This is a genomic window from Citrobacter sp. MGH104, from assembly GCF_001034485.1.
Lineage (GTDB): Bacteria > Pseudomonadota > Gammaproteobacteria > Enterobacterales > Enterobacteriaceae > Citrobacter > Citrobacter freundii.
Genome location: NZ_KQ089818.1, coordinates 760,689 through 774,408, shown reverse-complemented (window position 1 = coordinate 774,408; position 13,720 = coordinate 760,689). Strand labels below are relative to the sequence as shown.

The 13,720-nt window shown below is 52.5% G+C and carries 11 protein-coding genes; 7 read left to right on the top strand and 4 right to left on the bottom strand.

All coding sequences use genetic code 11. The features are described 5' to 3' along the window. Positions 1–21 precede the first annotated feature (21 nt). Positions 22–1,494 (bottom strand): MocR-like pyridoxine biosynthesis transcription factor PdxR, encoded by a 1,473-nt coding sequence (gene pdxR / locus SK34_RS03685; RefSeq protein ID WP_048232402.1) that lies wholly within the window; start codon positions 1,492–1,494, stop codon positions 22–24. A gap of 164 nt (positions 1,495–1,658) precedes the next feature. Between pdxR and torC the strand changes: the two genes are divergently transcribed. From torC to torD, 3 genes are read left to right on the top strand one after another with little or no spacing between them, the layout of a single operon-like run. Then, the gene (gene torC / locus SK34_RS03680) at positions 1,659–2,792 is read left to right on the top strand and encodes a pentaheme c-type cytochrome TorC (protein ID WP_048232400.1); all 1,134 of its coding nucleotides are present in this window, start codon (positions 1,659–1,661) and stop codon (positions 2,790–2,792) included. A gap of 9 nt (positions 2,793–2,801) precedes the next feature. Beyond that, entirely contained in the window at positions 2,802–5,300 is a 2,499-nt protein-coding gene (gene torA / locus SK34_RS03675) for a trimethylamine-N-oxide reductase TorA (RefSeq protein WP_048232399.1), read from the top strand. Beyond that, positions 5,290–5,922 carry a molecular chaperone TorD gene (gene torD, locus SK34_RS03670; protein WP_003840076.1) on the top strand — a complete coding sequence of 211 codons (633 nt, stop codon included), beginning with the start codon at positions 5,290–5,292 and terminating at the stop codon, positions 5,920–5,922. The genes torA and torD overlap by 11 nt, the downstream gene beginning before the upstream one ends. 54 nt (positions 5,923–5,976) lie before the next feature. On the opposite strand, the gene yeiP is transcribed toward torD, so the two are convergent. Beyond that, positions 5,977–6,549, bottom strand: a complete 573-nt coding sequence (yeiP, locus tag SK34_RS03665; protein ID WP_003027452.1) for an elongation factor P-like protein YeiP — start codon at positions 6,547–6,549, stop codon at positions 5,977–5,979. 157 nt (positions 6,550–6,706) lie between these two features. Between yeiP and SK34_RS03660 the strand changes: the two genes are divergently transcribed. Further along, on the top strand, positions 6,707–6,961 hold the full coding sequence (locus SK34_RS03660) for a YkgJ family cysteine cluster protein (RefSeq protein WP_003840078.1): 255 nt from the start codon (positions 6,707–6,709) through the stop codon (positions 6,959–6,961). On the opposite strand, the gene setB is transcribed toward SK34_RS03660, so the two are convergent. After that, positions 6,958–8,139: a sugar efflux transporter SetB gene (gene setB, locus SK34_RS03655; protein ID WP_016150664.1), complete on the bottom strand. Its 1,182-nt coding sequence runs from the start codon at positions 8,137–8,139 to the stop codon at positions 6,958–6,960. The two genes, SK34_RS03660 and setB, sit on opposite strands and share 4 nt — an antisense overlap. Positions 8,140–8,507: 368 nt before the next feature. On the opposite strand from setB, the gene fruB reads away from it, so the two are divergent. The 3 genes from fruB to fruA are packed head-to-tail and all read left to right on the top strand — an operon-like array spanning position 8,508 to position 12,281. After that, entirely contained in the window at positions 8,508–9,638 is a 1,131-nt protein-coding gene (gene fruB / locus SK34_RS03645; protein ID WP_048232397.1) for a fused PTS fructose transporter subunit IIA/HPr protein, read from the top strand. Next, positions 9,638–10,576, top strand: a complete 939-nt coding sequence (gene fruK / locus SK34_RS03640; RefSeq protein WP_003027446.1) for a 1-phosphofructokinase — start codon at positions 9,638–9,640, stop codon at positions 10,574–10,576. The genes fruB and fruK overlap by 1 nt, the downstream gene beginning before the upstream one ends. Before the next feature lie 16 nt (positions 10,577–10,592). After that, entirely contained in the window at positions 10,593–12,281 is a 1,689-nt protein-coding gene (gene fruA, locus SK34_RS03635) for a PTS fructose transporter subunit IIBC (RefSeq protein WP_048232395.1), read from the top strand. 85 nt (positions 12,282–12,366) lie between these two features. On the opposite strand, the gene SK34_RS03630 is transcribed toward fruA, so the two are convergent. After that, positions 12,367–13,665: an anaerobic C4-dicarboxylate transporter gene (locus tag SK34_RS03630; protein WP_003845167.1), complete on the bottom strand. Its 1,299-nt coding sequence runs from the start codon at positions 13,663–13,665 to the stop codon at positions 12,367–12,369. Between the last annotated feature and the right edge of the window lie 55 nt (positions 13,666–13,720).

Sequence of the window (13,720 nt, the reverse complement as noted above, 5' to 3'; positions counted from 1 at the left end):
AGGTGCAATCCCTGTTGTTCATCAAGGCTGCGCGAGCGCCTGCTCCAGCACTGTCAGCACTTTATTGATCTGCTGTATCTGCAATCCACCAAATCCAAAAAACATAACAGCATCGCTGTTTTCTTTGCGCCATGCTGCTTCTGATCCATTTTCTATATCCGGCAGAGTGTCGAAACGGATCCCAGCCAACATACAACTTTGTTGCAACCTGACGATGAATTCGGTATGTCTGGCAATGCGTAACGAGAGGTGCAGACCTGCCGTTGCACCAGCGATTTTCCCTTCGGGAAACAGAGTGGACAGGCCATCGCGTAACAGAGTGAGGCGCGTCGCATAGCTGCAGGCCAGCTTGCTGATATGCGTATAAAAAACCTGATTTTGCATCAGTTCGGCTAAAAATTGCTGCAACAACCACTGACTGCCGTTGTTATTGAGCGCTTTCATATTCTGTACCGCCGGAAGCAGTTCATCAGGGCAAATAAGATAGCCAAGCCGTGCGCCTGGCCCCAGCGTTTTAGAAAATGTCCCCATATAGATAACCCGGTTGTGATAATCCATGGCTTTCAGCGCGGGAAGGGGATTGTCCCCATAGGTAAAAACGGCATCGTAATCGTCTTCAATGATGTAAGCGCCGACGCGTTGCGCCCACGTTAATAATGACTGACGGCGCTCCAGCGAAAGCACACTTCCCATCGGATACTGATGCGCTGGAGTAACATAACAAAGCTGGGTTTCATACTCGGGTAAATTATCTGTTTGCAGCCCGTGGTTATCTACGGCAATTGACGTAATGTCTGCACCGTAATAATTAAAAAGATGCCATGCGCCAGAATAACAAGGGGATTCGGTCACAATATGGCACTTTTTTTGCTGACTGACAGCATGATGAATAATAAATATTTGGCTGAGCAGTGATAATCCTTCCTGAATCCCGTTGGTAATGATGATGTTCTCTGCTCGGGTATTAATTCCGCGGGATAAATTAAGGTATCTGACCAGTTGCTCACGTAGTGAAAATAATCCATTTGGTGAATGGTACCGGGTAAATAATTGTTCTTTAAGTATGCTTGGAGCATTATTCCATTTCCGCCAGCTTGACCAGGGAAAAGCGTTGGGGTCGGGGACGCCCATCCGGCAGTAGCACTCTCGTCCAGGCTCGGCGTAAACATCGGTAGAGACCCCGGCAGCTTTAGGTTTTACCGGTGGGGAGCCTTGGGTTACGGGCACATGAGTTGGGGTTATACGTACAGGCGTGGTGAATATCACTTCATAGCCAATGCCGTGTCGGCTCTTGATTAACCCAGCCGCCATCAGCTTATCATAGGCCATCACTACCGTTATTTTAGCAACGTGCAATACCTGAGCCTGCTCACGAATAGAGGGGAGTTTGTCTCCACAAAGCAAATCACCCTGCTGAATTGCCTGGAAATAAAATTGAAATATCTGCAGTTGCAGCGGAGTACGGCTTTCTCTATTGAGCGTCAGTGTTAGCATAAGAAATTCCTTATTTACAGATGGTCACTATATTACGAATTTCTGATCTTTGCTATTTGACTCACCTCATAGAGTGGATGCTGTTCCTATAATCTGCGTTCGCTGTCTCTATTTTTGATTTTTATTATCCCTTAGCGTGTCGCTATTAAAAAATGGAGGTAAGCATGTCGTGGATAAGAAAGAGCGCATTGTGGTGCGCATTCGTCGGGGCGTTAGTAATGGCCTTGGCTATTTGGGGAACGTGGCAAGGCGTTCATTACACCAGTACCACCGAATTTTGTTTATCGTGTCACTCGATGCGCACGGCTGGAGAGGAATATAAAACCAGCGTGCATTTTCGCAACGCGTCTGGCGTGCGGGCTGAGTGTAAGGATTGTCATATTCCACCGGGCGTTGTTCCAACGCTTATTCGTAAAACTGAAGCCTTAAACGATCTCTATCACACCTTTATTTCTCCTTCTATCGACACTCCGGAAAAGTTTGCTGCCAAACGCTCGGAGCTGGCCCAACGGGAGTGGGCGCGCATGAGCGCGAATAATTCAGCGGCGTGTAAATCCTGCCATAGCTATGAGGCAATGGATCATGGCAAGCAATCGGCAAATGCGGCGGCGCAAATGAGCGCGGCGGCAGCAAAAGACAGTAACTGTATCGATTGCCACAAAGGAATAGCCCATCACAAACCCGATATGAGCAGCGGTTTTCGCGATCGCTTTAAGCAGCTACAGCGTCAGGGAGATACGCCAACGGATGCGTCCACACTGTTCTCATTAAGCGAAAAATCATTGGCGGCAACGGCAGAAAGTCCGGCAGGGAAGGCGCTGTTATTTCCCGCCACCGAGGCCAAGGTGCTGAAAAAAGAAGGCAGTAACGTCCAGCTCGAAATTACGGGCTGGCGTGAAAGCAAAGGGCGTGGACGGGTGATCACCCAGTATATGGGGAAACGCGTTTTCTCCGCCGTGCTCGATGAGCCCCTGATGGCGAACGTAAAAGTGCTACAAACCCAGGTCGATCCTGATTCACATCAGGAATGGCAGCAGGTGAGCGTCACCGCCTGGACCACCGATCAGGACTTTATCAGCACACTTGCGCCAATCTGGGAGTACTCAGATCAAATGCTGCAATCCACCTGTAGCGCCTGTCATAGCACTCCTCCTACGACCCGATATACCGCTAATGGCTGGATCGCTGGATTGAAAGCCATGTCGACCTATTACCGACTTAATCCGGTGGAGGAACGTACGTTGTTGAAATACCTCCAGACCCACGCCAGCGATGTGTCTGACACCAACAAAAAGTAAGGATAATGTATGGATATTCATGACTTTAATCCGTCCCGCCGCCGTTTTCTCAGCGGTATGTTGGCGGTGGGTGCTGCCAGCGCACTGGCGCCTAATCCGCTGATATCAAAAGTGTGGGCAGCGGGGGAAAATCCCGAACAGTGGATTCAATCAGGTTCGCACTATGGCGCTTTTGAAGCCAAAGTGGTCAACGGTGAGTGGACCGAAACCCGTCCGTTCAAACATGACAAATATCCCTGCGATATGCTGAACGCGGTGCGTGAAGTGGTCTACAACCCGTCGCGGGTGCGCTACCCGATGGTGCGTCTGGACTGGCTGCTTAAACGTGAGAAGTCGGATCACAGCCAGCGCGGAGATAACCGTTTTGTACGGGTCAGTTGGGATCAGGCGCTGGATTTGTTTTACGAAGAGCTGGAGCGGGTGCAAAAAACCTATGGTTCATCAGGCGTATTTACCGGGCTTGCTGACTGGCAAATGGTAGGCAAATACCATAAAGCGGGCGGGGCGATGGACCGGGGACTTGGCCTGCATGGTACCTATGTGACAACTGTCGGCGACTATTCTGCGGCAGCGGCCCAGGTCATTTTACCGCATGTGATTGGTTCACTGGAAGTTTATGAGCAGCAGACGTCACTCCCACTGGTGATTCAAAACAGCAATACCATCGTGTTGTGGGGTTGCGATCCGATCAAGAACTTGCAGATCGAGTTTTTGGTTCCCGATCACGATGCATTTGGCTACTGGCAGCAGATTAAAGAGGCGGTAGCGCAGAATAAGATGCGCGTTATCAGCGTTGATCCAGTGCGTAGCAAATCTCAAAACTATCTTGGCTGCGAGCAATTGGCATTGCGGCCACAAACCGATGTCGCGTTAATGCTGGCACTGGCGCATACCCTGTACGAAGAAAAACTGTACGACACGGCGTTTATTACCGATTACACCGTCGGCTTTGAACAGTTTTTACCGTACCTGCTGGGCGAGAGTGATAAGCAGCCGAAAAATGCCGAATGGGCGGCTGAAATCTGCGGGCTGACAGCAGAGCAGATCCGAGACTTCGCCCGCCTGTTGGTGAAAGGCAGGACACAGTTTATGGGCGGTTGGTGCGTACAACGCATGCACCACGGTGAGCAGTATCCGTGGATGCTGGTGGTACTGGCCAGTATGGTCGGTCAAATTGGTTTGCCCGGCGGCGGGGTCGGATTTGGCTGGCACTATAACGGGGGTGGGACGGTAACATCGACCGGGCCAGTGCTCTCCGGGCTGGGGAGTATTACTAATCCCCCGCAGGCGAAGTACAAAGCGGATTTTCGTGGCGCATCGGAGCATATCCCCACTTCGCGTATCGTTGACTGCCTGCTTGCGCCAGGCAACAAGATTGCCTTCAACGGTGAGACGTTAACGTATCCTGACATCAAAGTGGCGATCTACAGTGCGGCCAATCCATTCCACGCCCAGCAGGACAGGAACCGCATGATCGACGCGTGGAAAAAGCTGGAAACCGTGGTGGTGTTAGATCACCAATGGACCGCGTCGTGCCGTTTTGCCGATATCGTTCTGCCTGTGACCACCCGTTTTGAACGTAACGATATTGAGCAGTTCGGCACGCATTCGAATAAAGGGCTGATGGCGCTGCATCAGATTGTTAAACCGCAATACGAAGCGCGGCATGATTTTGACATCTTTGCCGGGCTGTGTAAGCGATTTGATAAGGAAGCGGTGTACCGTGAAAACCGGAATGAAATGCAGTGGATACAGGCGCTTTATGACGAAGGTGTGAAGATGGGGGCGTCGCTCGGTGTTACCTTACCGGACTTCACAACGTTCTGGCAGGGTGACGGATATATTGAATATCCGCCGGGTCAGCCGTGGGTACGTCACGGCGAGTTTCGTGAGCAGCCAGACCTGAATCCGCTGGGTACGCCGTCAGGTCTTATTGAAATCTACAGCAAAACCATCGCGGGTTTTGCCTATGAGGATTGTCCGGGGCATCCGGTGTGGATGGAACCCTTTGAGCGTACCCATAGCGGCAAAAAAGATAAATACCCGCTGCATTTGCAATCCTGCCATCCGGATAAACGTCTACATTCCCAGTTGTGCTCAAGCGAGGCGTTTCGCAACACCTATGCAGTTGCCGGAAGAGAGCCGCTTTATATCAGCGAACAGGATGCCACCACTCGTGGCTTAAAAGCCGGTGATATCGCCCGCGTTTTTAACGCTCGTGGTCAGGTACTGGCTGGCGTGGTAATCAGTCCGGATTTTACCCCTGGCGTGGTCCGTATTCATGAAGGCGCGTGGTACTCCCCGCAGGAAGGGGGGAAAGCCGGGACATTATGCACCTATGGCGACCCGAACGTGCTGAGTGCGGATATCGGTACTTCACAGCTGGCCCAGGGGCCTTCAGCACATACCGTGCTGGTGGAGGTCGAGCGTTATCAGCAGAAAGCCCCGCAGGTGACGGCTTTCGGTGGTCCGCAGATTGTGAAAGAGGAGGGGACCAGTGCAGCATAATCAAATTCATCAGCAGCGGGCGGCTGTGTACCAGTGGTTTTCGCAACTGTTATTTCGTGAGCTGGATGAAAAACAGCTCGCCAGTCTGGAAAATGGCAATAGCCAGGCATGGATTGCCTCACTCGAGGCGATCCCCGGATTATCTGCCAATGTTAAACGTTTTGAGCGTAGCCTGGGCCGGGTTCTGCGGCGCGACTCCCGACAGCTTGAGTTGGCCGCAGATTTTGCCTCGTTGTTTCTGCTGGCCCCGCCGGCTAGTGTTTCTCCCTATGCGGGGCACTATCCACACACGACGGCGGCAGAAGAACGTCTGCAAATGAATGTGCTGCTGGTTGAGCAAGGGCTGGCGGCTCGGGAGAATGAACCCTCCGATCATATTGCCGTACAGTTGGCATTAATGGCGAGGATGGTTGCTAAAGAGGAGAAATTCTCCGCGCAGTATTACTTTTTGCATCATCATATTCTGTGCTGGGCACCGTTATTTCGCGACGCTTGTCTGGTGCGGGATAACGAGGGGTTTTATCCTCAGGCGGTTAATCTGATAGTGCGTTTTATGCAAGAGGATGAACAGTATCTGGAGTCGCTGCTGATGGATGATTTTTATTTCAGCAGTCAGCGCTGAAAATGACAAAGGGACAGCCTGCGCTGTCCCTTGTCGTCAGCGAGCGGTAGAAAATTAATCTGCGCGGCCCATATAGCGACGTTCTTCGATATGAATACGGATTTTTTCACCCGCACTAAGATACTCAGGAACCTGGATCACCAGACCGGTGCTCAGGGTTGCTGGCTTGTTGCGCGCACTCGCTGAAGCACCTTTAATACCCGGTGAGGTTTCAACGATTTCCAGGTCTACGGTCTGCGGCAGTTCAAGCGCCAGCAGTTGGCCGTCCCAGGTCAGTACCTGCATATCCGGCATACCGCCTTCCGGCATGAACAGCAGCTCTTCTTCAATCTGGTCTTTGGTGAAGGTATACGGGGTATAGTCTTCTTTATCCATAAAGATGTATTCGTTGCCATCGACGTAGGAGAAATCAACCCCGCGGCGGCTCAGGGTGACGGTATCCACGATATCGTCGCCTTTGAAGCGTTCTTCAACTTTCAGACCGGTACGCACATCAGAAAAACGCATTTTGTACAGAGTAGCTGCACCACGTGCGGATGGTGATTGAATATCGATATCTTTTACAATCAGCAGCTTGCCGTTGTAGTTTAGTACCATACCTTTTTTAATTTCGTTCGCTCTTGGCATCGAAAAAATCCTGTAGTGAGGAGTGTCTAAAATATCGCGTAAAACTACTCGCGCCGGGGCATTCAGGCAAGCGGAATTCATGCTTTTGCTGGTGCCAAAAAGGTGGTACTGTGCGCTTCCCGCACAATCCGATGGTTTACGCTAAAGAGAGTACTGTATGGAATGCCGTCCGGATTGTGGTGCATGCTGCACCGCGCCTTCAATCTCCAGTCCCATCCCTGGCATGCCTGATGGCAAACCTGCTAATACGCCATGCGTTCAGCTGGATGAATCCCTGCGTTGCAAAATTTTTGCTTCGCCGCTACGACCAAAAGTGTGTGGCGGTTTACAGCCCAGTGCGGAAATGTGCGGACAGACGACGCACCATGCCATGGTTTATCTCATCGAGCTTGAAGCGCTGACCGCGCCTTAAACGTCCTTGATGCGCGCAAGGCACACGACGGTGGCGACGATCATCACCAGCGCAAACCAGAACACCGCGTGATAGTTCCAGATTTCAGCGGCAATCCCCGCCAGCGATCCGGCAATAATCCAGCCCACGCGAATGGTATTCGTATACAGGGTCGTTGCTGAGCCTGCCTGTCCTGGCATCAGATCCTGGAAATAGAGCATGCCAATTCCGCCGAGGATGCCGATGTAAATCGCGTTCAGCAGCTGTAAGCCAAGTAATATCGCCGGAGAGTGAGCCAGCAGCATACCGGCATAAAAGAAGAACCCGGCGACGACAGCAATTCTCATCAACAGACGTTTGCCCAGACGCTTTGCAAAATAGCCAGCAATCAACATGGTCGGGATTTCCAGTCCGGCTGCGGTACCCATCATGATGCCAGCCAGTTTTTCCGGCAGATGCAGTTCGTTGATGATAAACAGCGGCATATTAATGATATAGAGACTATTAGTGCCCCACATTAATGTGCAGATAACAAACAGCAGCAGCGTGTCGCGTCGATTGCGGCGTGGGGCCTCAACTGCGCCTGTTGCGAGCGGCACGTTTTTACTCATCGAAGGTAAAAATAACCAGACCATTACGCCGCAGACAACAAACGCCACCGCTGCGCTGAGATACATCACCGTAAAGCTGAACCCCATGGCCAGCGCGTAGGCCAGCGGTGGGCCAATTACCCAGGCCAGCGAAACCTGCGCACGTAATATTGAGCTGAACATGACGGCTTCCCGACCTGTGCGGTCGGCGTGTTCACGGGCGAGAGCGAACATTTGCGGGTTGGCAGTCGATCCAAAGCTGCTGAGGAATACCCCGATAAACAGCAGAATAAAATAGTTACGGTTCCAGGCGAACAGCACGCAGGCCAGCATCCCCAGCACGCAGCAAAACACAATCAGGTTTTTGCGATCGCCTTTTTTATCCGAGCGCCCGGCCAGAAACTGACTCACCAAAATGCCGATCACGGCGCTGCCGGTAAAAAAGAACCCGACCATGCCGGGACGGGCATGGACTTCATCCGTCAGAAATAGGCTAAGCGTTGGCGTCTGCAACGCACCGGCGATACCCGTCAGAAATGCGACAAGCAGGAACGCCGAAGACGTTAAATCAAACGCCTTGGGTGTGGCGGCTACGGGGGTGTTATGCATGTTTTGATATCAATGATGTGAAGAGACGCGGAGTTTACGCCGCTTGTCAGAAAATAAACAGGGAGCCAAATCAAAATCGGCATCAAAAATCAAAATAGCATTTCAGTCAAAGAATGCTGTTTGCTGACGTTGCTGAATCTGACAAGCTGACGCCGTTTTTCCGTCAGCAGTTTTTTCTCCTTCGCAGAGAAAATGTGCGTTATCTCTAAATTCAGCAAGTAATTTGTCAACTTTACTTGTGTGCTGAAGAAAAAAGAGCAAGACTTCTTGAAACGTTTCAGCGTCATCTCGCCATAACTGATGGAGTCAGGTGACGCCTTTTTTCTCATGTTAGCTGAATCGTTTCAAATCAGCGGGAGAGGAGAACCATGTTCCAGTTATCTGTTCAGGATATTCACCCGGGCGAACAGGCCGGGAATAAAGAAGAGGCTATTCGCCAGGTTGCCGCTGCCTTAGTGCAGGCGGGTAACGTCGCGGAAGGCTACGTCGATGGCATGCTGGCGCGCGAACAACAGACGTCCACGTTCCTCGGCAACGGTATTGCGATTCCGCACGGTACGACGGACACGCGCGATCAGGTGCTGAAAACCGGTGTGCAGGTTTTTCAGTTTCCGCAGGGCGTGACCTGGGGCGAAGGGCAGGTTGCTTATGTGGCAATCGGCATAGCCGCAAGCTCTGATGAACATCTCGGTTTACTGCGTCAGCTGACACACGTGCTGAGCGATGACTCCGTCGCTGAACAGCTGAAATCTGCGACCACGGCGGAAGAACTGCGTGCGCTGCTGATGGGCGAAAAGCAAAGCGAACAGCTGAAGCTTGATAACGAAACGCTGTCGCTGGATGTCGTGGCCAACTCGCTGGTGACGCTGCAGGCACTCAACGCGGCACGACTGAAAGAAGTCGGTGCGGTTGACGCCACCTTTGTGGCCAGAGCAATCAATGAGCAGCCGATGAATCTCGGTCAGGGGATCTGGCTGAATGATTGTGCTGAAGGCAACGTGCGTAGCGCTGTTGCGGTCAGCCGTGCAGCAACAACGTTCGATGTAGAAGGTGAAGCGGGAGCCCTGCTGGTGACCGTCGCCATGAATGACGATCAACCGGTTGCCGTGCTGAAGCGCCTTGGCGATCTGCTGCTGGATAATAAAGCTGACCGTTTGTTGAAAGCCGATGCGGCAACGGTGCTGGCGCTGCTGACCAGCGATGACGCCTTAACTGATGATGTACTGAGCGCCGAATTTATTGTGCGCAATGAGCATGGTTTACATGCCCGCCCGGGCACCATGCTGGTGAATACGATTAAACAATTTAACAGTGAAATTACCGTGACAAATCTTGATGGAACCGGCAAACCGGCGAATGGACGCAGTCTGATGAAAGTTGTGGCATTAGGTGTGAAAAAAGGACATCACCTGCGCTTTACCGCACAGGGCGAAGATGCTGAACAGGCGCTGAAGGCGATTGGAGAAGCCATCGCGGCAGGTCTGGGGGAGGGCGCGTAATGAGCAGACGTGTTGCGACTATCACCCTTAACCCGGCTTACGACCTGGTGGGTTTTTGCCCGGAAATTGAACGTGGTGAAGTGAACCTGGTTAAAACCACCGGTCTGCACGCGGCAGGGAAAGGAATTAACGTCGCTAAGGTTTTGAAGGACTTAGGTATCGATGTCACTGTGGGCGGCTTCCTGGGTAAAGACAACCAGGATGGTTTTCAGCAGTTGTTCAGCGAACTGGGTATTGCCAACCGTTTTCAGGTTGTACAAGGGCGTACCCGTATCAACGTCAAACTGACCGAAAAAGACGGTGAAGTATCTGACTTTAATTTCTCCGGCTTTGAAGTCACCCCGGCTGACTGGGAACGCTTTGTGAATGACTCGCTGAGCTGGCTGGGCCAGTTCGACATGGTGTGCGTCAGCGGCAGTTTGCCGACCGGCGTGAGCCCGGAAGCCTTCACCGACTGGATGACGCGCCTGCGCAGTCAGTGTCCTTGCATTATCTTTGATAGTAGTCGTGAAGCGTTGGTGGCGGGTCTGAAAGCGGCACCGTGGCTGGTGAAACCAAACCGTCGTGAGCTGGAAATCTGGGCAGGCCGCAAACTGCCGGAAATGAAAGATGTGATTGATGCGGCGCATGCGCTGCGCGAGCAGGGTATTGCTCATGTGGTGATTTCACTAGGCGCGGAAGGTGCGCTGTGGGTTAACGCTTCAGGTGAATGGATTGCTAAACCGCCGTCAGTTGAGGTGGTCAGCACCGTCGGCGCGGGTGATTCAATGGTTGGCGGTCTGATTTACGGCCTGCTGATGCGTGAGTCCAGTGAACATACCCTGCGTCTGGCGACGGCTGTTGCCGCCCTGGCAGTAAGCCAAAGTAATGTAGGCATTACCGATCGTCCTCAGTTGGCCGCAATGATGGCGCGTGTCGACTTAAAACCGTTTAACTGACAGCAGGAGAGGCATAATGAAAACGCTGCTGATTATTGACGCTAATCTCGGCCAGGCTCGCGCTTACATGGCGAAAACCCTGCTTGGAGCGGCGGCACAGAAAGCACATCTGGAAATTATTGATAATCCGAATGATGCCGAACTGGCAATTGTTCTGGGCGATACGCTTCCTGCCGACAGTTCGCTGAACGGCAAAAAAGTCTGGCTGGGTGACATTGGTCGTGCGGTTGCGCACCCTGAACTGTTCCTCAGCGAAGCGAAGGGCCATGCAAAACCTTACAGTGCCCCGGTTGCAACAGCACCTGTGGCCAGCAGTGGTCCAAAACGCGTGGTGGCAGTGACGGCGTGTCCGACCGGCGTTGCTCATACGTTTATGGCTGCTGAAGCGATTGAAACAGAAGCGAAAAAACGTGGCTGGTGGGTGAAGGTCGAAACTCGAGGTTCTGTTGGCGCAGGCAATGCCATTACGCCGGAAGAAGTGGCTCAGGCTGATCTGGTGATTGTGGCAGCTGACATTGAAGTTGATCTGGCGAAGTTTGCCGGCAAACCGATGTACCGCACCTCTACGGGTCTTGCGTTGAAGAAAACCAAGCAGGAGCTGGACAAAGCGCTGGAAGAAGCAACCCCGTACCAGCCAACCGGTAAAGCGCAGACTTCAGCAACCGAAAGTAAGAAAGAGAGCGCGGGGGCATATCGTCACCTGCTGACGGGCGTCTCTTACATGCTGCCGATGGTGGTTGCTGGCGGTCTGTGTATTGCACTCTCGTTCGCTTTTGGTATCGAAGCGTTTAAAGAGCAGGGTACGCTGGCGGCGGCGCTGATGCAGATTGGCGGTGGTTCAGCTTTTGCGCTGATGGTGCCGGTTTTGGCAGGTTATATCGCGTTTTCCATCGCTGACCGTCCTGGTCTGACGCCGGGTCTTATCGGCGGTATGCTGGCGGTGAGCACCGGTTCCGGCTTTATTGGCGGGATTATTGCTGGTTTCCTTGCCGGTTATGTGGCGAAGCTTATCAGCACGAAGTTGAAACTCCCGCAGAGTATGGAAGCGCTGAAACCGATCCTGATCATTCCGCTGTTCTCAAGCCTGGTGGTTGGTCTGGCCATGATTTACCTGATCGGCAAACCGGTGGCTGGCATTCTGGAAGGTCTGACCCACTGGCTGCAAACCATGGGTACGGCGAATGCGGTGCTGCTTGGAGCGATTCTTGGCGGCATGATGTGTACCGATATGGGTGGTCCGGTTAACAAGGCGGCGTATGCTTTCGGTGTGGGTCTGCTGAGTACGCAAACTTATGCGCCGATGGCGGCCATCATGGCGGCAGGTATGGTTCCCCCGCTGGCTCTGGGTTTGGCAACGCTGGTTGCGCGCCGTAAGTTCGACAAAGCGCAGCAGGAAGGCGGCAAAGCAGCGCTGGTACTGGGCCTGTGTTTTATCACCGAAGGGGCTATTCCATTCGCTGCACGTGACCCGATGCGCGTTCTGCCTTGCTGTATCGTTGGTGGTGCGATTACCGGTGCTATCTCGATGGCAGTGGGTGCGAAACTGATGGCGCCACACGGCGGGCTTTTCGTCCTGTTAATTCCAGGCGCAATTACGCCGGTACTGGGCTACCTGCTGGCCATTATTGCCGGTACGCTGGTAGCCAGTCTCTCCTACGCGGTGCTGAAGCGCCCGGAAGATGAGGTTGTGGCAAAAGCGGCATGATTTAATGCTGACATCAGGGGCAGAGATTTCTCTGCCCCTTTTTTTATCGATTAACTGCTGCCTGAAGATAGATATGTAAAACGGTTCAGGCAATCATTGGCGCGATGATAAAACCAAAGGCCACGCCAGCAATGATCCCACCCAGTCCTGGCAGCATAAACGGATGGTTTAAGACATACTTGCCCACGCGTGTTGTCCCTGTGGTGTCGAACTCCATTGCTGCCAGCGAAGTCGGGTATGTTGGTAGAACAAACACCCCGGTTACCGCCACATAGGAGGCCAGAATCGCCCATGTAGGTACGCCAAGTGCAACGGCCAGAGGGATAATCAGCGGCGTTGTGGCGCCTTGCGAGTAGAGAAGTGCGCAGGTACCAAACAGCACCAGCGCCAACAGCATCGGATAAGCCCTTAGAATATCGCCTGCGATATCCTTAATCTCCGCTAAGTGGGCATCAATGAAGGTCGTTCCCAATGTAACAATCCCGAGAATGACGGCCAGTGAACTCATCCCTGCTCGAAATGTGGAGGTCAGGACAATAGCATCGGTTGATGTTTTGCATAACACCACCATCAGGCAAGCGGCAGATAACATACAAATAATGATGATATCCCGGGTATTCATTGGGTTGCCGGCATCAAATCCGGGGCGTAGCTGCGGGCAGGCGGCAAGAATAACGATGACGACCGTTGCCAACATGAACAGGGCGACTGAGAGTTTGGCACCCGGTACAGTGCTGTTTTGCCCTTCATATTTACGCACCAACCCTTTTTGCAGGCGTTCAAGATAGACTTCATCATCTTGTAGCTCGCATCCCTGACGTGAGGCGATAAAAGCGGCGGCCATCGCAGCAACAAACGAAGCTGGCAGACATACCGCCATAACCTGGATAAAGGTAACTCCGTTGCCTTCCATAATGGTCAGCATCGCCGCCATTGCGGCACTGATCGGTGAACCGGATATCGCCACCTGAGAGGCGACCACGGAGCCGGCGAGCGTACGAGAAGGGCGGATACCGGACTCTTTGGCGACTTCGGCAATCACCGGTAGGGTAGAAAATACAATGAACCCTGTTCCGGCCATAATGGTCATCGACCAGGTGATAATCGGTGCAATAATATTGATATATTTAGGATTACGCCGCATGAAATTACCGGCTACGCGAACCAGATAATCCATACCTCCGGCGGCCTGTAGCGCCGATGCTGCCACGACAACTGTCATAATAATGAGAATAACGTCAACGGGGGGCGAACCAATTTGTAGATCAAATCCCAACGTTAAAATAGCCAGCCCCAGCCCGCCGCATAAACCGATACCTATTCCGCCGAGGCGGATACCAAAAAATATTGCACCCAACACGACGATAATTTCTAACCAAACCATAATGGCCTCCGCCAGAGAATAATTTGTTATTAAAATAAGTGTTTGTTTAATGCTT

Excerpts from the sequence above, each read along its gene's own strand:
- pdxR (WP_048232402.1), bottom strand. The coding sequence starts at position 1,494 with ATGCTAACACTGACGCTCAATAGAGAAAGCCGTACTCCGCTGCAACTG.
- torC (WP_048232400.1), top strand. The coding sequence starts at position 1,659 with ATGTCGTGGATAAGAAAGAGCGCATTGTGGTGCGCATTCGTCGGGGCG.
- torA (WP_048232399.1), top strand. The coding sequence starts at position 2,802 with ATGGATATTCATGACTTTAATCCGTCCCGCCGCCGTTTTCTCAGCGGT.
- yeiP (WP_003027452.1), bottom strand. The coding sequence starts at position 6,549 with ATGCCAAGAGCGAACGAAATTAAAAAAGGTATGGTACTAAACTACAAC.
- SK34_RS03660 (WP_003840078.1), top strand. The coding sequence starts at position 6,707 with ATGGAATGCCGTCCGGATTGTGGTGCATGCTGCACCGCGCCTTCAATC.
- setB (WP_016150664.1), bottom strand. The coding sequence starts at position 8,139 with ATGCATAACACCCCCGTAGCCGCCACACCCAAGGCGTTTGATTTAACG.
- fruB (WP_048232397.1), top strand. The coding sequence starts at position 8,508 with ATGTTCCAGTTATCTGTTCAGGATATTCACCCGGGCGAACAGGCCGGG.
- fruK (WP_003027446.1), top strand. The coding sequence starts at position 9,638 with ATGAGCAGACGTGTTGCGACTATCACCCTTAACCCGGCTTACGACCTG.
- fruA (WP_048232395.1), top strand. The coding sequence starts at position 10,593 with ATGAAAACGCTGCTGATTATTGACGCTAATCTCGGCCAGGCTCGCGCT.
- SK34_RS03630 (WP_003845167.1), bottom strand. The coding sequence starts at position 13,665 with ATGGTTTGGTTAGAAATTATCGTCGTGTTGGGTGCAATATTTTTTGGT.